This window comes from Streptomyces sp. NPDC005483 (assembly GCF_040606035.1).
Taxonomy (GTDB): Bacteria; Actinomycetota; Actinomycetes; order Streptomycetales; family Streptomycetaceae; genus Streptomyces.
On record NZ_JBEXEA010000006.1, the window covers coordinates 209,499 to 230,590 of the forward strand.

The 21,092-nt window shown below is 71.4% G+C and carries 19 protein-coding genes and 1 pseudogene; 15 read left to right on the top strand and 5 right to left on the bottom strand.

What is annotated here, in order from left to right; all coding sequences use genetic code 11:
- Positions 1-89 precede the first annotated feature (89 nt).
- On the bottom strand, positions 90-332 hold the full coding sequence (locus tag ABZT06_RS14325; RefSeq protein ID WP_355739859.1) for a DUF5302 domain-containing protein: 243 nt from the start codon (positions 330-332) through the stop codon (positions 90-92).
- 200 nt (positions 333-532) lie between these two features.
- Between ABZT06_RS14325 and ABZT06_RS14330 the strand changes: the two genes are divergently transcribed.
- Both ABZT06_RS14330 and ABZT06_RS14335 read left to right on the top strand, forming a co-directional pair.
- Positions 533-1,087: a helix-turn-helix domain-containing protein gene (locus ABZT06_RS14330; protein WP_355739861.1), complete on the top strand. Its 555-nt coding sequence runs from the start codon at positions 533-535 to the stop codon at positions 1,085-1,087.
- A 90-nt stretch (positions 1,088-1,177) separates the two neighbouring features.
- Positions 1,178-1,543 carry a hypothetical protein gene (locus ABZT06_RS14335; protein WP_355739864.1) on the top strand — a complete coding sequence of 122 codons (366 nt, stop codon included), beginning with the start codon at positions 1,178-1,180 and terminating at the stop codon, positions 1,541-1,543.
- Between the two features lie 175 nt (positions 1,544-1,718).
- On the opposite strand, the gene ABZT06_RS14340 is transcribed toward ABZT06_RS14335, so the two are convergent.
- Positions 1,719-2,315, bottom strand: coding sequence for a TetR/AcrR family transcriptional regulator (locus tag ABZT06_RS14340; protein ID WP_355739867.1), 597 nt, complete (start codon positions 2,313-2,315; stop codon positions 1,719-1,721).
- Positions 2,316-2,446: 131 nt separating this feature from the next.
- Here ABZT06_RS14340 and ABZT06_RS14345 point away from each other — a divergent pair, with 131 nt between their 5' ends.
- The 3 genes from ABZT06_RS14345 to ABZT06_RS14355 all read left to right on the top strand — a co-directional run bounded on the left by ABZT06_RS14345 (position 2,447) and on the right by ABZT06_RS14355 (position 6,774).
- Positions 2,447-3,364 carry an NAD(P)-dependent oxidoreductase gene (locus tag ABZT06_RS14345; RefSeq protein WP_355739870.1) on the top strand — a complete coding sequence of 306 codons (918 nt, stop codon included), beginning with the start codon at positions 2,447-2,449 and terminating at the stop codon, positions 3,362-3,364.
- Positions 3,365-3,799: 435 nt separating this feature from the next.
- On the top strand, positions 3,800-4,420 hold the full coding sequence (locus ABZT06_RS14350) for an SRPBCC family protein (protein WP_355739873.1): 621 nt from the start codon (positions 3,800-3,802) through the stop codon (positions 4,418-4,420).
- Positions 4,421-4,482: 62 nt separating this feature from the next.
- On the top strand, positions 4,483-6,774 hold the full coding sequence (locus ABZT06_RS14355; RefSeq protein WP_355739875.1) for an FdhF/YdeP family oxidoreductase: 2,292 nt from the start codon (positions 4,483-4,485) through the stop codon (positions 6,772-6,774).
- A 26-nt stretch (positions 6,775-6,800) separates the two neighbouring features.
- On the opposite strand, the gene ABZT06_RS14360 is transcribed toward ABZT06_RS14355, so the two are convergent.
- Positions 6,801-7,148, bottom strand: coding sequence for an antibiotic biosynthesis monooxygenase (locus tag ABZT06_RS14360; protein ID WP_355739878.1), 348 nt, complete (start codon positions 7,146-7,148; stop codon positions 6,801-6,803).
- A gap of 184 nt (positions 7,149-7,332) precedes the next feature.
- Between ABZT06_RS14360 and ABZT06_RS14365 the strand changes: the two genes are divergently transcribed.
- Together ABZT06_RS14365 and ABZT06_RS14370 are read left to right on the top strand one after the other, a co-directional pair.
- On the top strand, positions 7,333-8,400 hold the full coding sequence (locus ABZT06_RS14365) for a hypothetical protein (protein WP_355739881.1): 1,068 nt from the start codon (positions 7,333-7,335) through the stop codon (positions 8,398-8,400).
- Between the two features lie 3 nt (positions 8,401-8,403).
- Entirely contained in the window at positions 8,404-9,513 is a 1,110-nt protein-coding gene (locus tag ABZT06_RS14370) for a hypothetical protein (RefSeq protein ID WP_355739884.1), read from the top strand.
- A gap of 288 nt (positions 9,514-9,801) precedes the next feature.
- On the opposite strand, the gene ABZT06_RS14375 is transcribed toward ABZT06_RS14370, so the two are convergent.
- The gene (locus ABZT06_RS14375) at positions 9,802-10,236 is read right to left on the bottom strand and encodes a MarR family transcriptional regulator (protein ID WP_355739887.1); all 435 of its coding nucleotides are present in this window, start codon (positions 10,234-10,236) and stop codon (positions 9,802-9,804) included.
- 187 nt (positions 10,237-10,423) lie between these two features.
- Between ABZT06_RS14375 and ABZT06_RS14380 the strand changes: the two genes are divergently transcribed.
- The 7 genes and pseudogenes from ABZT06_RS14380 (at position 10,424) to ABZT06_RS14410 (ending at position 17,595) form a co-directional block, all read left to right on the top strand.
- Positions 10,424-11,596, top strand: coding sequence for a PP2C family protein-serine/threonine phosphatase (locus tag ABZT06_RS14380; protein WP_355739889.1), 1,173 nt, complete (start codon positions 10,424-10,426; stop codon positions 11,594-11,596).
- A gap of 142 nt (positions 11,597-11,738) precedes the next feature.
- The gene (locus ABZT06_RS14385) at positions 11,739-12,638 is read left to right on the top strand and encodes an STAS domain-containing protein (RefSeq protein WP_355739892.1); all 900 of its coding nucleotides are present in this window, start codon (positions 11,739-11,741) and stop codon (positions 12,636-12,638) included.
- On the top strand, positions 12,635-13,060 hold the full coding sequence (locus tag ABZT06_RS14390) for an STAS domain-containing protein (RefSeq protein ID WP_355739895.1): 426 nt from the start codon (positions 12,635-12,637) through the stop codon (positions 13,058-13,060). The genes ABZT06_RS14385 and ABZT06_RS14390 overlap by 4 nt, the downstream gene beginning before the upstream one ends.
- Positions 13,060-13,503, top strand: a complete 444-nt coding sequence (locus tag ABZT06_RS14395; RefSeq protein ID WP_355740175.1) for an anti-sigma regulatory factor — start codon at positions 13,060-13,062, stop codon at positions 13,501-13,503. Before ABZT06_RS14390 ends, ABZT06_RS14395 begins: the two co-directional genes overlap by 1 nt.
- Entirely contained in the window at positions 13,500-14,585 is a 1,086-nt protein-coding gene (locus tag ABZT06_RS14400; RefSeq protein WP_355739897.1) for a SpoIIE family protein phosphatase, read from the top strand. The genes ABZT06_RS14395 and ABZT06_RS14400 overlap by 4 nt, the downstream gene beginning before the upstream one ends.
- A complete protein-coding gene (locus ABZT06_RS14405) occupies positions 14,569-16,431 on the top strand; it encodes a GAF domain-containing SpoIIE family protein phosphatase (RefSeq protein ID WP_355739900.1) in 1,863 nt (620 codons plus the stop codon). The genes ABZT06_RS14400 and ABZT06_RS14405 overlap by 17 nt, the downstream gene beginning before the upstream one ends.
- Positions 16,409-17,595 (top strand): annotated as a pseudogene (locus tag ABZT06_RS14410) (GAF domain-containing SpoIIE family protein phosphatase). Before ABZT06_RS14405 ends, ABZT06_RS14410 begins: the two are co-directional and overlap by 23 nt.
- A gap of 8 nt (positions 17,596-17,603) precedes the next feature.
- On the opposite strand, the gene ABZT06_RS14415 reads toward ABZT06_RS14410, so the two are convergent.
- Positions 17,604-18,107: a MarR family transcriptional regulator gene (locus ABZT06_RS14415; protein ID WP_355739902.1), complete on the bottom strand. Its 504-nt coding sequence runs from the start codon at positions 18,105-18,107 to the stop codon at positions 17,604-17,606.
- A gap of 343 nt (positions 18,108-18,450) precedes the next feature.
- Here ABZT06_RS14415 and rph point away from each other — a divergent pair, with 343 nt between their 5' ends.
- Complete coding sequence (gene rph, locus ABZT06_RS14420; RefSeq protein ID WP_355739905.1) at positions 18,451-21,048, top strand: rifamycin-inactivating phosphotransferase; 2,598 nt, start codon at positions 18,451-18,453, stop codon at positions 21,046-21,048.
- Positions 21,049-21,092 lie beyond the last annotated feature (44 nt).

Consider the following 21,092-nt stretch of genomic DNA (forward strand, 5'->3'; position numbering starts at 1 on the left):
TCCTCGCACGCAAACAGGGCCCTGCCTCGGCGAAGAGGCAGGGCCCGTTGGGGCGGTGCAGGTGGTCAGATTCCGGCACCGCGCCGCGCTCAGCCCCCGCTCTTGCGCCGGAACGACCGCTGGCTCGAAGCCGGGCCGTGCGCCCCACGGATCTTCGACGCGTTGGGGTTGGCAGCAAGGTCGGCGGCGTCCGCCTGCGCACCGCGCTTTCGTTCCAACGCCTCGCGGAACTTGCGCTTGAGATCGTAGTTGCCGTCGCTGTCGGGCGTGAGGGCAGACGTCTCGGTGTCAGCCGGCTCCGAACCTTCTGGGGACGCAGCTTCTGCGGTCATCGTGACCTCCTGGGTTCGGGCAATGGGAAGCCCAGCTTGTCATGCCGGGCGCGGTACGTGGCGCACCTGTTCCTTCCCCGGACCACCATCGACCTCACCGCACCCCCCACAGCAGCGCCTCTGGTCAGCCCACTCGCCTCAGCTCATTTCCCAGGAGCCCTAGGCGACCGTGAGGACGATCTTGCCTTGGATGTGTCCGCGTGCGGCGCGTTCATGTGCTGTTGCTCGCCGTCGCGGGCGCCGTCATCGCCGAGCAGGGCGTCGAGGTGTCGCTGCGCGACATCGCCCGCAGGGCCGGGGTAGGGCTCGCGACGCTGCTGCGCCACTTCCCCACCCGCGAGGCACTGCTCGAAGCCCTGCTGCGCACCAGCTTCGACGAGCTGACGGCGAAGGCGAGCGAACTCGAGACGTCCGGCTCGCCCGAAGACGCTCTCGTTTCCTGGCTGCGCGACTGCGTCGCATGGACCACCGAGTACCGGGGCGTGACCGTGCTGATGGCCGCCGCCATCGAGGACGCCGACTCCGCCCTCCACGCCTCGTGCGTCACCCTGCGTGCGGCCGGCGCACGGCTCCTCACCCGCGCCCAGACCGCCGGCACCGCCCGGGAAGACATCGACGGCACCGACCTGTTCGCGCTGATCGCGGCACTCGCATGGCTCGGCGACCAACCCACGCTCGCCCCACGCGCCGACCACCTCTTCGACGTCGTCGCAAGCGCCATCCTGAGGACGCCGGCGAGTATCGACCACAGGTGAGACGCCGCCACAGGAACCCCCACGGCAAACCGTTCGACACCGTTCGAGATCGTGGCACGATGTACGGCATGACGACGTACCGAAAGGCCCATGCCGCGTAGACGGCCAGGACACGTCCGGGACGGCATGCCCCGCCACCCGAGACCAGAAGCGACGCCGGTCATCGACGGCTTGTCGGCGCGTGCGCTGTCCGAGATCCTGCACCTCGAACGCACCCGCAACTACCTGCTTACCGGAGACGTCAGCGCGGCGGTGCGCCTGTGGAAGGAATACGTCCACCGACCCGAGCGCCAACTCTGGAACACCTACGAGTGGGGCGACATGCACTGGGACTGCTGCGGCGATCCCTTCGAAGCCCGCGCTCTCCTCGATGCCACGATGCAGGCCCTGTCGCGCAGAAGCGCTCGCGAACTCCGGCAGATCGTCGGCCGCTCCGACGCCGTCCTGAACGCATGAGCCGGGACTGGCCGAGACGTGGCAGCGGCACTCGGCTGGTGCGCCGACGCGCTTCCCGGGATGGTCGAGTGGTCCCCAGTCACGCCGCGTGATTGAGGGGCGCGGCCGCTCCTGTCGCATCACGGCGCGTACGTGCCCGCGCCCGCCGCCCGTGGGGCCGGCCGCACCGTACCGGTCAGCCCTCCAGGCCGACCGCCGCGTCGAGAAGGGGGCCGAGTTCACGAGCCACGGTCGTCAACGGACGTACATCCCGCTCCGCCCGCGCCATGAGGATCGCTCCCTCCAAAGCGCTCACCATGAGGGTGGCCAGCGCACCGGCGCGCTCCTCGGGTACGCCCATGTCGGCCAGTGCGTGGGCCACCGGACCGGTCCAGGTGGCGAACGCCTCCGCCACCGCCGTCCGTGTGGACGCGGTCGACTCCGCCCAGTCCACCGTGGCGGCGGCGACGGGGCAGCCGCCCGCGAAGCCGGCGCTCTCGTACTCGTCCGTCCACTGGCGCACCATCCCGGCGAACAGCCCGCTCGGTGTCGGTTCGGGCAGGGCGGCGAGGAAACGGGCCACGCGCTTGCCCGCGTAGCGGCCTGCCCACTCCACCGCCTCGTTGACCAGTTGTTCCTTGCCGCCGGGGAAGTAGTGCTGGAGCGAACCGCGCGGCGCACCGGCGTGGGCGGCGACCTCGCGCATGCCGGTGGCGGCGACCCCGTCGCGCCGGATGAGCTGGGCCGCGCTGAAGACCATCCGCTCCCGTGCTCCCCTCTCGGACACCGCCATCGCCGACCTCCGCATCTGATGCAGTACGAGGTTCACTCTATGACCGCCGTCATAGACATGCTTACTATGACCGCTGTCATAGCGTGCGGCAACGGCTCGGCCTCGGCGTGGGCCGGAATGGGCGGTGCCTCGTGAACGTGGGATTCATCGGCCTCGGAACCATGGGTCAGCCCATGGCCCTCAACCTCGCCCGGGCCGGGACGCCTCTCGTGGTGTGGAACCGCACTCCCGGCCGGAGCCAGGCCCTACGCGCCGCCGGAGCCGAGATCGCCGCGAGCCCGGCCGAGGTCTTCGAGCGGGCCGGAACCGTGTTCCTCATGCTGGCCGACGAGGCAGCCGTGGACGCCGTACTGGGGCGCGGCACCCCGGACTTCACCGACCTCGTGTCCGGACGGACAGTCGTCCACATGGGCACGACGTCGGCCGAGTTCTCGGCCGGTCTGCAGGACGCCGTCCGGGCTGCGGGCGGCAGGTACGTCGAGGCTCCCGTCTCCGGCTCCCGCATCCCCGCCGAGCAGGGTGAACTGGTGGGCATGACGGCCGGTGACGACGACGCCGTCGCCGCCGTACGCCCCCTGCTGGCCGCCATGTGCCGGGAGACGTTCGACTGCGGTGCGGTCCCCGGCGCGCTGCTGATGAAGTTCTCGGTGAACCTGTTCCTGATCACCCTGGTCACCGGGCTGGCCGAGGCGTTCCACTTCGCCGACCGCCACGGACTCGACCAGCGTCTGCTCCGGGACGTCCTGGACGCGGGCCCGATGGCCAGTGCCGTCTCACGGGTGAAGGGGCCCAAGTTGCTGGCCCGCGACTTCACCGTGCAGGCCGCCGCCGGCAACGTCCTGGAGAACAACCGTCTGATCGCCGAGGCCGCCCGCAAGGCCGACCTGGCCTCGCCGCTCCTCGACGCCTGCCACGCCCTGTACGGCGAGGCCGTCGAACTGGGCCACGGCGACGCGGACATGGTGGCCGTGCTGCACGCCCTGGAAGCCCGGACCGACGGCATGCCCGGCCCCGTCCGACCGCCGATGGACCACGCGAGGCAGCGATGAGCCTGACCGGACGAACGCCTGCCACCGCACCCCCACCGTGACGAACCTCCTGACCAGGCCACATGGCGCCGCACACCGCGAGTGGTCCGGAGCTGGTCAGAAACGCGGCTCGCGACCGGCGGCCTGCATACGATCGTCAGCGCAACCCACCCGGCGCGGGACACCAGGTCTTCGACCTGCGCAACACCTCAGGCACCCCGGCCGAGGTGTATCTCACCGAAGCCCGAACGAGCGCGGCCTGAGGCGAGGTCGAGGGCCTCGGCCCTGCTCCGCATCCCGCGAGAGTATTCGGACCCCCAGACCTGGGCCGAGTGGAACCCTGACGCATTGGGGCGACTCGAAAACCCCGATGTGGGAACCGGGAGAGAAGCCCTGACGCACGAAGGGGGTCGGGTGTGGCGACGCCCCGGCTCCCTCACCGGAGGAGAGGCCACGATGGCGCGCGAACACGACTCCCAGCAGGCCGTCCCGAACACGCCAGGGCTGCGCCCGGACAGCGCCGGCGTCAGGCGCCGTCGGCCCCTGCGGGCGCAGCACGTCGAGGAGACCGTCGAGGTCGCGGTGCCGGTGCGGACGGCGTACAACCAGTGGACGCAGTTCAAGGCGTTCCCCCGGTTCTCGAGCGTGGTGCACGGTGTGGAGCAGGTCAGGCCCACCGTGACCGCCTGGACCATCGGCTACGGGCCGCTGCGCCGCCGCTTCGCGGTGGAGATCGTGGAGCAGGACCCGGACGCCTACCTGGCCTGGCGCGGCCTGGAGCAGCGCCCCTCGCACCAGGGCGAGGTGGAGTTCCGGGCGACGGAGTCGGGCGGCACGGCCATCACCGTCCGGATGCTTCTGGAGCCGCGCGGAGCCACGAAACGGCTCACCGGCTCTTCCAAGGTCACGCAGGTGACCGCCCGGCTGGTGCGCCGCGAACTGCAGAACTTCAAGCAGTTCATCGAGGGGCTGGGACAGGAGGGCGGGGCCTGGCGCGGCACCATCCGCAACGGCCGGGTACAGCACGACCACCCGGAGCCGCCCAGGAGCCGTGTGGCCCAGTGGCCCGTCGGCTGACCCGCGTACCGACGCGGCAGGACACAGCGGCGAGCGAGCCGCGGCAACAGAAAGGCGATGCGATGCAGAACCCGCCCGGCGAGGAGCCGGAGACCACCCTCTCCGTGACACCGCCGAAGAAGTGGGCGGCCGGGGTTCCCGCGGTCGTGCACGCCCTGGAGTACTCCCTGGAGCAGACGTCACCACGCACCACCGGGGTGGACCTGCTGACCATGAACCAGGTGGGCGGCATCGACTGTCCCGGCTGCGCCTGGGCGGATCCGGCCCCGGGCAAGCGCCATCGCAACGAGTACTGCGAGAACGGCGCCAAGCACATCAACGACGAGGCCACCAAACGCCGGATCAGCGCCGACTTCTTCCGTGAGCACAGCGTCTCCGACCTGGCCGGACGCTCCGACATGTGGCTCAACCAGCAGGGCCGCCTCACCGAGCCGATGATCAAGCGGCCGGACTCCGACCACTACGAGCCGATCAGCTGGAACGACGCCCTGGGCGTGCTCGCCGGGGAACTCACCTCGCTCTCCTCCCCCGACGAGGCCGTCTTCTACACCTCGGGCCGGGCCAGCAACGAAGCCGCCTTCGTGCTCCAGCTCTTCGCCCGCGCCTACGGCACCAACAACCTGCCCGACTGCAGCAACATGTGCCACGAGTCCAGCGGCTTCGCCCTGAGCGAGACGCTGGGCACCGGCAAGGGCACCGTCAGCCTCGACGACCTCCACCACGCCGACCTGATCTTCCTGGTCGGGCAGAACCCCGGCACCAACCATCCACGCCAGCTCTCCGCCCTGGAGGAGGCCAAGCGCAACGGTGCCCGCATCGTGGCGGTCAACCCGCTCCCCGAGGCCGGGCTACGGCGCTTCAAGAACCCGCAGAAGCCGAGCGGGGTCATCGGACGCGGCACCCAGATCGCCGACCGCTTCCTGCACATCAAGCCCGGCGGCGACCTCGCGCTGTTCCAGGCCCTCAACCGCCTGCTGCTGGAGGCGGAGGACGCCCGGCCCGGCACCGTCCTGGACCACGACTTCATCGAGGCGCACACCGCGGGCTTCGAGGAGTTCGCCCAGCACGCGCGCGGCGTCGACTGGGACGACGTGCGCGCGGCGACCGGACTGACCCGCGAGGAGATCGAGAAGGTCCGCGACGAGGTCCTGCGCAGTGACCGCGTCATCGTCTGCTGGGCGATGGGCATCACCCAGCACAAGCACGGCGTGCCCACGATCCGGGAGATCGTCAACTTCATGCTGCTGCGCGGCAACCTGGGGCGGGCCGGCGCGGGCGTCTGCCCGGTGCGCGGGCACAGCAATGTCCAGGGCGATCGCACCATGGGGATCTGGGAGCAGATGCCGGACTCGTTCCTCGACGCGCTCCAGGAGGAGTTCGGCTTCGATCCCCCGCGGCCGCACGGGCTCGACTCGGTGAACTCGATCAAGGCGATGCGTGAGGGCCGCGTCAAGGTCTTCCTCGCCCTGGCCGGCAACTTCGTACGCGCCGCTCCCGACAGCGAGGTCACCGAGGAGGCGATGCGTTCGTGCCGGCTGACCGCCCACATCTCCACCAAGCTGAACCGGTCGCACACCGTCTGCGGTGACACGGCGCTGATCCTGCCGACGCTCGGCCGGACCGAACGCGACGTCCAGGCCGACGGCGAGCAGTTCGTCACGGTGGAGAACTCCATGAGCGAGGTGCACACCTCGCAGGGGCGCCTCGCACCGGCTTCTCACCTGCTGCTCAGCGAGGTCGCGATCCTGTGCCGACTGGCCCGCCGCACCCTCGGCGGCAAGCCGGACATCCCCTGGGACCGGTTCGAGGGGGACTACGGCACGATCCGCGACCACATCTCCCGCATCGTGCCGGGATTCCACGACTTCAACGCGCGGGTGACGCGCCCCGGTGGCTTCCAACTGCCCAACCCCGTCAACGAGGGCGTGTTCAACACGTCGGCCGGGAAGGCGCTGTTCACCCGTAACGAGCGGGTGGTCCCGAAGGCTCCCGAGGGCCACCTGCTGTTGCAGACCCTGCGCTCGCACGACCAGTGGAACACCATCCCCTACACGCTCAACGACCGCTACCGCGGCATCCACGGCAGCCGCCACGTCGTGCTGGTCAACCCGGCCGACCTCTCCGGACTCGGCCTCGCCCAGGGCGACCGTGTCGACCTGGTCAGTGTCTGGGCGGACGGCACCGAGCGCCGCGCCCACAACTTCGAGGTCGTCCCCTACCCCGCCGCACAGGGCTCCGCCGCCGCCTACTACCCCGAGACCAACGTCCTGGTGCCGCTGGACAGCGTTGCCGACATCAGCAACCAGCCCACGTCCAAGGGCATCGTCGTACGCCTGGAGCCCACGTCCTCCTGAGTGGAGGGCGAACAGGCGGACGCGGCCTACGCGTCTGCCGGGCGGACGAACCCGTAGGCGCGCTCGACCTTGGCCACGTGCAGCGAGAACGAGGCGTACCAGTGCTCGCGTCCTTGCGCACGGGCCACGGTGTGCTCCGCGTGATTGCGCCAGGCGGCGATCGAGGCCTCGTCCCTCCAGTACGACACCGTGATCCCCAGGCCGTTCGCGCCGCGAGCGGCATCGATGCCCAGGAATCCCGGCTGGTCGGCAGCGAGTTCGAACAACCGCTCGTCCATCTCCGCGTAGCCGTTGTCGCCGGCGGTGCGCACGGCGGTGAACACCACGGCGTAGTAGGGCGGGGCGGGCAGCGACTCGGGCGTGGGAGCGGTCACGGAGGTCCTCCGACGGACGACACCGGCAGTTTCGTCTGAAACGATCTCGCGCTCCCGGCCGAACTCACAACCCTCCTGTCCGGCCTATGAACCGTGCCCTCAGGGGTCACGATCGGCCGAATGCCGTCTGTCCAGGTGTCGGTGACGGCCAATAGCGTGCGACCGTCGCGTTCTGGGGGGTCTCGTGAACGGTCTCCGTGCGGTCGTCGTCTGCCTCGTGATCACGTGCGCCGCGATGGTGTCGCCGGCCGCGGCTGTGACACCGGACCGGGCCGTGACGCCTAGTTGGTCCGCGCTGGCAGTGCCGGCGGCCACCCCGCCCGTGACCGTGTCCGACCTCGCCGCCCGCGGGCCGCGTGAGGCGTGGGCGACCGGGTACGAGCAGGCCCCCGACGGACTGCGGCCGATGCTGTACCGCTGGGACGGCTCGGCGTGGAGCCGGGACACCACCTTCCCCGGGTCCGGCGAACCGGGCTGGCTGGGCAAGGTGCAGTTCGTCGGCGCGGAGGTGTGGATCCTCCACAACCGCGCGGGCGAGGGCGAGATCCTGCGCCGGTCGGCGGGAGGCTGGAGTGGCGTCCCGCTGCCGCAGACCCTGTGGACGTACCAGGACTTCGCCGCCGTACCGGGGGCCGCGTGGGTGGTCGGTGAGGACGACACCGGACTGAAGGTGCTGCGGTACAACGGTTCCGGCTGGACCACGCAGGCCGTCCCGGAGGGTGTGCTGTACCTGATGGGGATCACCGCGCGTACCGCCACCGACGCCTGGGCCTGGGCGGACACCGACACCGGGACCGCCGTGCTGCACTGGGACGGCACGGCGTGGCGGGACGCGAAGGTGCCGCTGCCGCCGGACAGCAACGTGCACACCCTCCTGCTCGAACCGTCCGGCCGGATCACGATCGGCGGCAGCCACTACACCGACGGCGTGGCCCGCACCTATCTGATGACCTTCAACGGGCACGCGTGGCGCACCACCTACCCGCCGCTGGGTGACACCTACACCGAGGCCATGGTGCGCGGCCCGGACGGTGCGCTGTGGCTGCCGGTGCGCAGCGACCGCGCGTTCCAGTCCAAGTACGCGCGCGTGGACGGCCCGCGCACCACCTTCTCCTACGGCCCTGAACGCCCGAACGCGATCGATGTCAGACCGCGTGCGCTGGCGAGGGCCGGGGCGGCGCTGCTGTCCTTCGGCACGGTCGAGATCTACGGCTCGAAACCGAACCTGATGAGCGAGCGGCTGGGAGGCTGACCCATGGCACGCAGACTTCACGTCGCGGTCCTAGCCGTCGTCATGGCCCTCGTCACCGTCATGAGCTCGGCCGCGGCCGAACCCCTGTCCTGGCACCACGTCCCGGTCCCGGCCCAGGTACGCCCGCAGGCCGCGCTGAACGAGGCCGTGGCGTTCGGCCCGGACCGGGCGTGGGCGGTCGGCGCCGACGCCGTGGGCCGCGAGGCGCCGGGCTTTCCGCTGGTGCTGCGCTGGGACGGAACCGCGTGGCAGCGCCAGAGCCTGTCCGGGATGGGCTGGCAGGGTGAGCTGCTGTCCGTCGCCGCCACCTCACCGACCGCGGTCTGGGCGGTGGGCCGCGACGCATCGGCCGGCGCCCGTCTGCTCCACTTCGACGGCGTCGCCTGGTCCGAGAGCCGGCCGCCGGCCGGTGTGGCGCTGACCGAAGTCGTCGCGGGCGGCGGTGAAACCTGGCTGATCGGTTCGCGGGACGGCGCCCAGGTGCTGCTGCGCCGGGAGGGGCAGGTCTGGCAGGACGTGCCGGTGCCGCCGGGCTCGGTGTACGGCCTGGACGTCAAGGCGGCCGACGACGTCTGGGCCGCGGGCGCCACCGACGCGGGTGCGGCCGTGTCCCACTGGAACGGGCAGGTGTGGCAGCAGACGATCGTGGACGGCTCTCCGCGGTCGGCCGTGGGCAGTGTGCTGGCGGTCTCGCCGACCGAGGTGTGGGCGGGCGGCACGGCCGGCTTCGTCGGCGGTCCGCCGGGCCGGCCGATTCCGCCGCTGCTGGTCCGCTTCGACGGGCAGACGTGGAGCCGGGTGAGTGTGCCCACCGATTTCGGCTCGATCAGTTCGCTGGCCGCCTCCCCGTCCGGCGAGCTGGCCTGGGTCTCGGTGGGCCGCTCGCAGAAGTGGGGCCCGCCGGGCAGCACTCCGCCCCTCGTGGCCGGTCCGGACTTCCTCGCCTGGAACGGACAGTCGTTCACCGAGTACGGCGAACCGGCGGTGGCCGGGGAGGGAGACTCCCGGGCGCTGCGGCTGGCGCCGGTGCCGGGCACGGAGACGGTGTGGGCGGTCGGCCGCGCCGACGGCCCCGAAGGCACCTTCGCCCCGCGCATCCTGCGCTTCGGCTGAAGAAGCCGAAATCCGGTCAGCCTTCCCCGGATGGCTCCGTGCATGCGCAGCTTCCCTCAATCGAGAGACATACGGCACACCCACCTAACAACTCGGCGCGACGGGGTAAGCGAGTTCAGGTAAGGGCGGTCGGGCGGCTTGTCGCCGTTCGACGAGGAAGCCAGGAAGCAGCACGGCAACCGTGCCGTACGGGGAAGGACCTGGAATGCTCCGGTGGGCGGAGACCACTCCGTGTGCTGGTCACCCCTGTCGAAAGGTGACGAAGACGCCGGGGGCGTGCTCGGCGGTTCAGGCGGTCCGGCTGCCGGAGCCCGCCGCACCGTCGTGCGTCTGCGTGGCCGCTGCGGCGCAGAACGCCTCCAGGCCTTCCAGCAGCGCGATCCGCTGGGCGGCGGACATGTCCGCCAGCACGGTCTGCAACTCCCTCTCCCTGCGGGCGCGCAGGTCGACGAGGAAGGCGCGGCCCCGTCCGCTGAGGTGCAGCCGCACCTCCCGTCGGTTCTCCTCGCTCACGACCCGTTCGACGAACCCGGCCGCCACCAGCCGGTCGCAGAGCCGACTGGTGGACGGCGGGGTCGAGGCGAGGGATTCGGCGAGGGTGCGCAGGTTGATGCCGTCGTGGTGCTCGAGGATATGCAGGACCCGCAGCTGCGACGGGGAGGTGGGCGCGGTCGAGGCCCGGCCCCACACGACCTCCAGCAGCTCGACGGCCGTGGTGGTCACACTGGCGACCTCATCAGGCTCTGAGCGGCGGCGGAAGGCAGTCACGATCACACTCTCGCAGGCACTGGGGTGCCTGTCAGCGTACTAGGCGAGCTCACCGACCCCACAGGACCGGGATGGTCGAGCGGAGCCGGCCTCGTGAGCGAGGCCCGTACATGGTCCGGCGAAGGACAGGTGTTTTTCCATCATGAAGAGATTTCTGGCCGTTGAACGCGCTCTGCGCACAGCGGCCCCCCACGAGTTGCTCGACGCCATCCGTGCCGTACTGATCGAGCAGTACGGCGCGGAGGACGTCGAGCTGTTCATGGCCGACTACAGCCTGAGCGTGCTCCAGCCGGTGTCGGTACTGCCGCACACGCTGGAGCCGGTGTCGGTGCACAACAGTCCGGCGGGACGGGCCTTCAGTGCACAGCGGCCGTACCGGGAGGAAGGGCGCGGCGGGCGGACGCGTCTGCATCTGCCCGTCAGTGTGCGCGGCGACCGGCTCGGCGTGCTGTCCGTCACCCTCTTCGACAGCGATGCCACGCGGCAGTGGGAGTCCGAACTGGCCGACATCGCCGAGGTGCTGGGCCACGAACTGGTCGTGGCGGAGCGCGACACCGACCTCTACCTCCAGGCGCGGCGCAAGGACCGGCTGACACTGGCCGCCGAGATGCAGTGGCAACTGCTGCCGGGGCGCGCCTGCTCCCGCCCCGAGTACGAGCTGGGGGCACAGCTGGAGCCCGCCTACGCCATCTTCGGCGACAACTTCGACTGGTCCGCCACGGCCGACCACCTGATGCTGTACGTCACCAACGGCATGGGCGAGGGCATAGAGGCGTCCCTGCTGACGAATCTGGCCATCAACGCGCTGCGCAACGCCCGGCGCGCCGGACTGCCCATCGCCGACCAGGCGGCCCTGGCCGACCAGGCCGTCTACGCCCACTACCGGGGGCACAGTTATTTGTCCGTCCTGATGTTCGACTTCGACCTGGCCACCGGCCGGGCGAGCGTCGTGGACGCCGGCTCCCCGCAGCTGCTGCGGCTGCGCGGCGGCACGGTGGAACGGGTCGACTTCGACGCCCAGCTCCCCCTGGGCATGTTCGAGGAGACCGACTACGTCGCGCAGGACTTCCACGCCGAGCCCGGTGACCGGCTCGTCTTCGTCAGTGACGGGGTGCATGCCGTGGCCTCCCCGCGGGGCGAGGCGTACGGGGAGGCGGCTCTCGCCCGGGCCATCCACTCCACCCGCCTGCTGCCCGCCGCGGAGGTGCCGCGCGCCGTCCTGCGGGAACTGACCGGCCACCGCGGCGAAGCCGTCCCGAACGACGACGCGCTGATCGTGTGCCTGGACTGGCACGGCAGGCCGCGGTCCGGCTGACCGACAGACCGCGAGCCTGCCCGACGGCGGTGGGGGCATGTTGTTCCCCGCACACGCTCGCGTTAACGTTTGCCATGCGGCAATAATTGCCACATGGTCTGACCGCTCGGCGGGCCGTACGGCCTCGCAGGCAGGGATGAGGATGCAGGTGGCGGAGCACGACACGGCCCCCCGGACAGCGAAGGAGCTGGGCGCCTTTCTGGAGCGGCGTCGTGAGCAGATCGCCCAGCGCTGGGCGGACGCCGCGCTGTTCCGTACGGTCTTCACCGTCTCACGGGACGAGGCGGTCGAGGCGTGCAAAGCCGTGCTGGACGCCCTGGCCGACGTGGCCCGCTCCGGACGGCTGGAGGATGTCGACGCGCCGGGCTTCGACACCGTACGGGACCAGCTCGGCCGGATGGCCGCGGCCCGGGCCATGACCGGGTCGACGCCGGTGCAGATCGCCGGCGAGGTCGCGGGGCTGCGCGAACCGGTGGCCGCACTGCTGCGGGCCGAGTTCCAGGACACCGCAGACGAGGTGCAGGGCGACGCGTGCGCACAGGCGCTGGCGGTCCTGACGGCCACGCTCCGCCTGGTGATCATGGAGACGACGGTGAGCGCGGGCGAGGAGCTCATCGCCCGGCAGCGTCAGCAGCTGATGGAGGTGGCCACCCCGGTCATCAAGCTGTGGGACGGCGTGGTCGCCGTACCGCTGATAGGGACCCTGGACAGCGCCCGCAGCCAGGTCGTGATGGAGAGCCTGCTGGAGGCCATCGTCGACCAGCGGGCCGCGTACGCGATCCTCGACATCACCGGCGTCCCGACCGTGGACTCGCTCGTGGCCCAGCACCTGATGAAGACGGTGGCCGCGGCCCGGCTGATGGGGGCGGAGTGCATCGTCTCCGGGATCCGTCCCGCCATCGCGCAGACCATCGTCCACCTCGGCATCGACCTCGGTTCGATCATCACCCGGGCCGGCCTCGCCGACGCGCTTGCCTACGCGCTCACCCAGCAGGGCATCGTCGTCTCCCCACGCCCGGTGACGGCAGCGAGCCCGCGGTGACCGACTTCGTCGCCACGCATCGCGGCCCGGGGCCGGTGCCGGTACTAGCGCTGGGAGACGTCCTGCTGGTCACCCTGCAGGGCGAACTGCACGACGGGGCGGCCGAACAGCTCCAGCACGACATCTCCCGGCGGATCGCGTCCAGTCCGACGCCGGTGGACGGTGTCGTGATCGACATCTCCGGAGTGGAGATCGTCGACTCCTTTCTCGGCCGCGTCCTGGCCGAGATCGCCGCGAGCGCACGCCTGCTCGCCGCACGGACCGTACTGGCCGGCATGCGTCCTGCCGTGGCCATCACCCTCGTCGAGATGGGTCTCAGCCTGCCCGGCCTGGGGACCGCCCTGAACGTCGAGAAGGCCCTGGCCCTGCTGGGCCGCGCCTCCTCGGCAGCTCCCACCGCACACCCGGAAGAGGGTGCATGATGCATGCCCCCATGGCCTCGACCACGCGCCTGCCCATCCGCTCGGACGCCGACCTGGCCTGGGTACGGCAACAGGTGCGCCAGACCGCTGCCGACCTCGGCTTCAATCTGGTCCAGCAGACGAAGCTGGTGACCGCGGCCAGCGAACTGGCCCGCAACGCCCTCGTCCACGGTGGCGGCGGGCACATGGAGATGACGGTGCTGGCAGAGGGCACCCACCGCGGACTGCGGTTGTCCTTCGTCGACGAGGGCCCCGGCATCCGGGACGTCGAGCTCGCCATGACCGACGGGTACACCAGCGGAAGCGGCCTGGGCATGGGGCTGAGCGGGGCCAGACGTCTCGTCAAGGAGTTCGCTCTCGACAGCCGCCCCGGCGAGGGCACCACCGTCACGATCGCGGACTGGGTCTCGGGCCTGCCCGCGCCCCGCACGGGTGCGCTTTGAGCAGGGTGTGGGACATCCCGGTCCAGGACAGCACCCGCGTCCGGGACGTACGCGTCGCCGCCGAGGCCGCCTGTGCCCGGGCGGGGCTGGACGCCCACGCCACGGCGGTGGCGGCGCTGGTGGCCACCGAGCTGGGCACCAACCTCGTCAAGCACGCCGGGGGCGGCCGCATCCTCATCCATCTCGCCGCCCCCAGCGACACACGCGCCGAGGACGTGCCCTGTGTGCAGATCGCCTCACTCGATCACGGACCGGGCATCGGCGACATCCCGGCGGCGATGCGGGACGGCCACACCACCGCCTCCTCGTCCCTCGGCGCGGGCCTGGGCACCTGCCGGCGCATCGCCGGCGAGTTCGACCTGCACAGCAGACCGGGTCAGGGCACCGTCGCGGTGGCACGCATCACCCCGGCTCGGGCACCCGGCGACCCGCGCCCCAGGGAGGCTCGCTCGCGTACGGGCACCCGGGCCGGAGGCGTCACCACCTCCCTCGCTCAGGCCGAGCACTCGGGAGACGCCTTCAGCCAGGTGCGCTCCGGAACACGCGTCACGCTGATGCTGGTGGACGGGCTCGGCCACGGGGACAAGGCAGCCGACGCCTCCACCGCCGCCGTGGAAGAACTGCGCCGGTGCGCCGACCTGCCGCCGGCCGAGATCCTGCGGCACCTGCACGCGGCGCTGCGGGCCACGCGAGGCGCGGCCGTCGGTGTCGCACAGCTGGACGAGGGCACCGGCCGGCTCACGTTCGCCGGGGTCGGCAACATCGGCGCCAGACTGCGCACCGGCGGCGAGTGGCGCCCCCTCATCTCCCACCCGGGCATCGTCGGCGCCCACTTCCCCGCCACCGTGCCGCTGCGCGAGGCCGCCTGGACGCCGGACAGCCTGCTCGTCCTGCACAGCGACGGGCTCCCCAGCCGCTGGGTACCGCCCGGCGACGCCCGACTCGACGCCCACGACCCGGCCGTGGTCGCCGCGGTCGTGCTGCGGGACGCCGGCAGCGCCGCCCGGCCCCTGCGCGACGACGCCAGTGTGGCCGTACTGGCCCCCGACCCCCGGAGGGACCCGTATGACCCCACCCGATGACGTCTGGAAGATCGCGTCGGTCGCCGACGCCGCCCGGGCCCGCGCCGCCGTCGACCGCATCGCCACGGACGGCGGGGCACCGACACTGGAGCGGGCCCGCTTCCTGACGGCGCTGACGGCACGACTGCGCAGCTGCCTCAGCCTGGGCGGTGAGTGGGAACTGCGGCTCCACGTCCGGCAGTTCGCCACCGGACAGGCCGGCCGGCTCGAGGCGTCGTTGAGGCCGACCGGCGATCACGAGCCGGGCCCCCAGGACGGGACTCCCCCACTCACCTGTCCCCTGCCTCAGCGGCCCGTCCGGCAAAGCCGCCGTGTCGCCGGCTCGCTGCCGCGGGCCCTGCTGCGCGCCGACGAGGACACCGCGGAGGTGCTGAGCCTCCTCGACGAGCAGGAGAACCTGGTCCGGCTGCACCGGGAGGAACTGCACCACACCAACCAGGGCGTCCTGGCACTGCACGCCGACCTGGAGGCCGCGGCACGCGCTCAGCGCGAGCTCCTGGAAGCCGAGCGGACCGCCCGCACCGAGGCGGAACGGGCCCGGCGGCTGCTGACCTTCCTCGCTGACGCCAGCGCCGCCATCACGTCCTCCCTCAGCCACACCGCCATCCTGCGCCGCCTCTCCGACATGCTGGTGCCGGAGTACGCGGAGCGTCTCGACGTCTGGCTCTTCGACGAGGAGGAGTACGAGGAACACGACGACGAGCACGCGCACCGCGTCCCGGACCACTCGGCAGCTGCCGTGGCCGCCGCCCGCACGGGTCGCCCCCAGCACGCCGCCGCCCACCCCGGCGCCCTTCCCGGGGTCGACGACCTCCCGCCCTCCGCGCTGTCCCCCGAGCGGCCGCTGCTGGCCATCCCCCTCGTCGCACAGCGCCTGTTGGGTGTCCTCACCCTCACCGCCCCCGGCCCCCGTCTCGACGAGGACACCTCGGTGATGCTGGTCGAACTGGCCCGCCGCGTCGGCGTCGCCCTGGACCACGCCCACCGTTACCGGCAGTCGCGCAACACCGCCGAGGCCCTGCAGCGCGCCCAGCTCACCGACCTGCCCACCCCGCCCGGACTGCTGCTCGCCGCGCGCTACCTTCCCGCCACCTGGGGCATGAACATCGGCGGCGACTGGTACGACGCCTTCCTCCAGCCCGACGGCAGCGTGCTGGCCGTCATAGGCGACGTCACCGGTCACGGACTGCACGCCGCCGTCGTCATGGGCCAGTTGCGCACCGCCCTGCGCGCCTACGCCGTCGAGAACGCCACCCCCGGCGAGATCCTCACCCGGCTGCACCGCATGCTCGGCCACCTGCAGCCGGACCTGTACGCCACCGCGTTGATCGCCCGCTTCCGGCCCGGCGAACCGGAAGTGCTCTGGGCCTCGGCGGGCCACCCGCCCGCCGTCGCGCGCGCGGCCGACGGCACCGTACGGGTCCTGGACGCCAAACCCGGTGTGATGCTGGGTATCCCGCTGCCCTACGTGTACACGGACCAACGGGCCGACCTGCCCCCCGGTTCGTCCCTGGTGCTGTACACCGACGGCCTGGTCGAACGCCGGGGGCGGGGCATCGACCCCGGTATCGGGCGGCTGGGCCGCGCCCTGGAAGCCCTCAACACCGCGGAACTGGAACAGAATTTGGACGCCGCCGCGGACGCCCTGCTCAAGCCCCTCCTGTACGACTCCGAACGGGACGACGACGTCTGCCTGCTGCTGTGCCACACCGTGCCCCCCACGGTGCGGGAGCGGCCCCAAAAGGCGGACCGATTCCCCTCCGACTCCCCACCGCCCGACAGCCTGTCCGTGCGCGGTAGCGTGAAGGACACAAGGCGAGAGGGTGGATTTCGTGAAAGCCTCTGAACCGCAGCCGTCCGCGGAAGCGCAACTGCGCGCGGCCGCGCCGCACGCGCTGGTCGCCACCGCCCGCCGTCTGCTCACCGAACGGGTGGGGGCGCAGGAGGTGACGCTGCTCCTCGCCGACTACGGCCTGGCCGTCCTGCAACCGGTGACGCACCTGCCGCACACCGGCGCGCCGGTCTCCGCCCACGAGGGGCCCGCGGGCAGCGCCTTCCGCACCCAGAAGCCGGTGCTCGAAGTCCTCGACGACCCGGCCGGCCACCAGGCGCATCTGCCCATCACCGTGCGTGGTGACCGGCTCGGCGTCCTGTCCGTACATCTGCCCGCGGGCGCCGTCGACCCGCACACCGTGCTCCAGCTCGGCGACTTCGCCACGGCCCTCGGACACGAGGTCACCACCGCGGGCCGCGACACCGACCTGTACCTCCAGGGCCGCCGCACCCGGCGGCTGACCCTCGCCGCCGAGATGCAGTGGCAGCTCCTGCCCGGCCGGGGCTGCGCCCGCGAGGAGTACGTCATCGGCGCCCACCTCGAACCCGCCTACGCCATCGGCGGCGACACCTTCGACTGGTCCACCGGCGCCGACCACCTCGACTCGCCATCACCGACGGAATGGGACAGGGCATCGACGCCGCCCTGCTGGCCGGTCTCACCACCAGCGCCCTGCGCAACGCCCGGCGCGCCGGCATAGGCCTCGCGGACCAGGCGTGCCTCGCCGACCAGGCCGTCTACGCCCAGTACGGCGGCAAGGCGTACGCCTCCACACTGCTGCTGCGCTTCGAGCTGGCCACGGGCGTCGTGCGCGCCGTCGACGCCGGCTCCCCGCAACTGTTCCAGCAGCGCGGCGGCCGTACCGAGCGGATCGAGCTGGAGGCGCAGATGCCGCTCGGCATGTTCGAGGAGACCCTCTACACGGAGCAGACGTTCCAGGTCGAGCCCGGTGACCGGCTCATCGCCGTCAGCACCGGCGTCCATGACACTCGCTCCGCGACGGGCGACCTGTTCGGCGAGCGGGTCCTGCGCCAGCTGCTCGGCGCCACCCGTTCCGTACCGCCGCACGAGACGGCGCGCGCGGTCATCGCCGGGCTGATCGAGCACTACGGCAGCAAGGACCTGCTCTCCGACGCCGCCGTGGTCTGCCTCGACTGGAACGGCCGCCGCGGCTGACCACCCGGTCAGCGTTCGGGATCGTCGCTTTCCTTCACGGTGTCGCCCTGAGCGCTGAGGAAGGCGCGCAGTCCCCCGCTCAGCGCCGCCCGCTCACCGGGTTCCATGGCCGCCAGGACCGCGGCGAGCGCCTGCGATCTGCGCGCGGCCACCTCGTCCAGTACGTGCCGGCCGCGCACGGTGAGAACGAGCTGCACCTCACGGCGCCGGTGCGGATGCAGCAGACGTTCCAGCAGGCCGGCCGCCTCCAGCCGGTCGCACAGCCGGCTCGCGGTCGGCGGCCCGATCTCCATGCACTCCGCCAGAGTGGTGAGATTGAGCCCCGGCTCCGACTCCAGGAACCGCAGAGCTCGCAGTTGGTGCGGCGACAGCCTCAGGCTCGCTCCCTGGGCGGCCACCGACCACAGGTTCGCGAGACCGTCCACGGCGTCGGCGACCTCCAGCGCGACGGAGAGTGGGTCGTCACCCGGTCCGCTCGACTGGTCGTCCCCCGAGCCACTGAGACGAGTCACACACCCATCACTTTCAGTAATCGCCTGTCCATGCAGGTACCACCCTCATTCAAACGCGGTACCCGATGCGCCGCCGAGCAAGCACGCGGCCCCACTCCGGAGGACGGCAAAAGAAAAAGGCAAGGAGAGAACTCTCCTTGCCTCTCCTCAAGTTATAGCGCGCAGGGGGGCTTGCGGCAAGCCCCGGGGCACCCCGCAGAATCGTCGGCCGAGGCCACAACCTGCGGAAATGGGGGAACGACGTGTTGTTGTCGACGAAGTACTCGACCAACAGTTCGACAGGCCTGGACATTCGATCGAGCACCGCAGTGCAGGACAGCACGGCCGCCTCGGAGGTATCGCGATGACCGAGCAGTACGTGCTGGAACTGCAGGAGATCGACGAGGGTCTACTCGCCCTCGTCGGCGGCAAGGGGGCGCACCTGGGCAGCCTGTCGCGGATCGAGGGCATCCGCGTACCCACGGGGTTCTGCGTGACGACGGACGCCTACCGGCGGGTCGTCGCCCGGACGCCGTCGATCGACGACCAGCTGGATCAGCTGTCGCGCGTCGACCCGGACGACCAGGAGACGATCCGCACGCTCAGCGCGGAGATCCGCCGGACCATCGAGGGGATCTCCGTCCCGGACGATCTGGCGGAGGCGATCACCCGTGCGCTCGCCCGGTCCGGCGAGCAGGCCGCCTACGCCGTCCGGTCCAGTGCGACGGCGGAGGACCTGCCCACGGCGTCCTTCGCCGGCCAGCAGGACACGTACCTCAACGTCATGGGACCGAAGGCGATCCTCCAGCACATCAGCCGATGCTGGGCCTCGCTGTTCACCGAACGGGCCGTGACCTACCGCCGGCGCAACGGCATCGACCACCGGACGGTCCACATGGCCGTCGTCGTGCAGCAGATGGTCTTCCCGCAGGCGGCCGGCATCCTCTTCACGGCCGACCCCGTCACGGGCGACCGGACGGTCTCGACCGTGGACGCCGGTTTCGGCCTCGGCGAGGCCCTCGTCTCCGGCCTGGTGAACCCCGACGTCTTCAAGGTGCGGCACGGCGAGATCGTCGCCAGGACGATCTCCGCCAAGGAGCGTGCCGTTCACGCCCTGCCGGCCGGCGGCACGCAGGAAGTCGCGATCGACTCGCGGCGCCAGGAGCAGCCGGCGCTGACGGACGCGCAGGCGGTCCGGCTCGTGGAGCTCGGGCGACGGATCGAAGCGCACTTCGGCTGCCCGCAGGACATCGAATGGTGCCTGGTCGACGACGGCTTCCACATCGTGCAGAGCCGGCCGGTCACGACGCTGTTCCCCATCCCCGAGAGCGGCGACCGGGAGAACCACGTCTATGTCTCCGTCGGCCATCAGCAGATGATGACCGACGCCATGAAGCCGCTCGGCCTGTCCATGTGGCAGCTGACGGCCATGGTGGCGATGCCTGTGGCCGGCGGGAGGCTGTTCGTCGACGTCACCCGGCGTCTGGCCGTGCCCGCGAGCCGCGCCGCGCTGCTGGAGCTCATGGGCAAGGGCGACCCGTTGGTCAGGGACGCGCTGGAGACCGTCCTCGAACGCGAGGATTTCGTCCCGTCGCTCCCGGACGCACCTCCCGCCGGGCCGCGGGCCGGCGGCCCAGCCGCCCCGATCGAGACCGATCCGGCCATCGTCACCAGCCTGATCGAGCGCAGCCAGGCGTCCGTCGCCGCCCTGCGGCGCGACGTCCTGACGAAGACCGGACCGGCGCTGTTCGAGTTCCTGCTGGCGGCCTTCGAGGAGCACAAACGAGTCCTCACCGATCCGCTGAACTTCCAGGCGATCATGGCGGGCATGGAGGCGACGTGGTGGCTCAACGACAAGCTGGAGGAATGGCTCGGCGAGAAGAACGCCGCTGACACGCTGACCCTGTCCGCCCCCGGCAACATCACGTCGGAGATGGGACTCGCGCTGCTCGACGTCGCGGACGCGGTCCGCCCGCATCCGGAGGTGGTCGCCTTCCTGGAGGGCATCGAGGACGACGGCTTCCTCGACGAGCTGGCGAAGCTCCCCGGCGGGACCGAGGCCCGCGACGCGATCGAGGCCTACCTCGACCGGTACGGCATGCGCTGCGTCGGCGAGATCGACATCACGCGGCCGCGGTGGAGCGAACGCCCCAGCACGCTCGTTCCGGTGATCCTCGACAACGTCAGGCACTTCGAAGCGGGCGCGGCCCGGCGGCGTTTCGAGCAGGGGCGCGAGGAGGCGCAGAAGAAGGAACAGGACGTGCTGGCACGCCTGCGGGCCCTGCCGGACGGGGAGCGGAAGGCCGACGAGACGAAGGGCATGATCGACCGGGTCCGCACCTTCATCGGGTACCGGGAGTATCCGAAGTACGGCATCATCAGCCGCTACTTCGTCTACAAGCAGGCCCTGATGGCGGAGGCCGAGCGCCTCGTGGAGGCGGGTGTGCTCGCCGACAAGGAGGACGTCTTCTACCTCACCTTCCAGGAGTTCCACGACGTCGTGCGCGAGAAGCAGGTCGACGACCGGCTCGTCCAGCAGCGCAAGGACGCCTTCCGCTCCTATGAGGCCCTTACCCCGCCCCGGGTCCTCACCTCGGACGGCGAGGCTCTCAACGGGGCGTACCGGCGCGACGACGTACCGGAGGGCGCCCTGGTCGGTCTGCCGGTCTCCACCGGGACCGTCGAGGGAAGGGCCCGCGTCATCCTCGACATGGCGGACGCCGATCTCGAAGCGGGCGACATCCTGGTCACGACCTTCACGGACCCCAGCTGGTCGCCGCTGTTCGTCGGCATCGCGGGCCTGGTGACGGAGGTGGGCGGCCTGATGACCCATGGCGCGGTGATCGCCCGGGAGTACGGCTTGCCGGCCGTCGTGGGCGTGGAGCAGGCCACCCGGCGCATCCGCGACGGGCAGCGGATCCGCGTGCACGGAACCGACGGGTACGTCGAGATCCTGCCCTGACCGCCACCCGGGACGGAGCCGGGACACGGCTCCGTCCCGGGCAC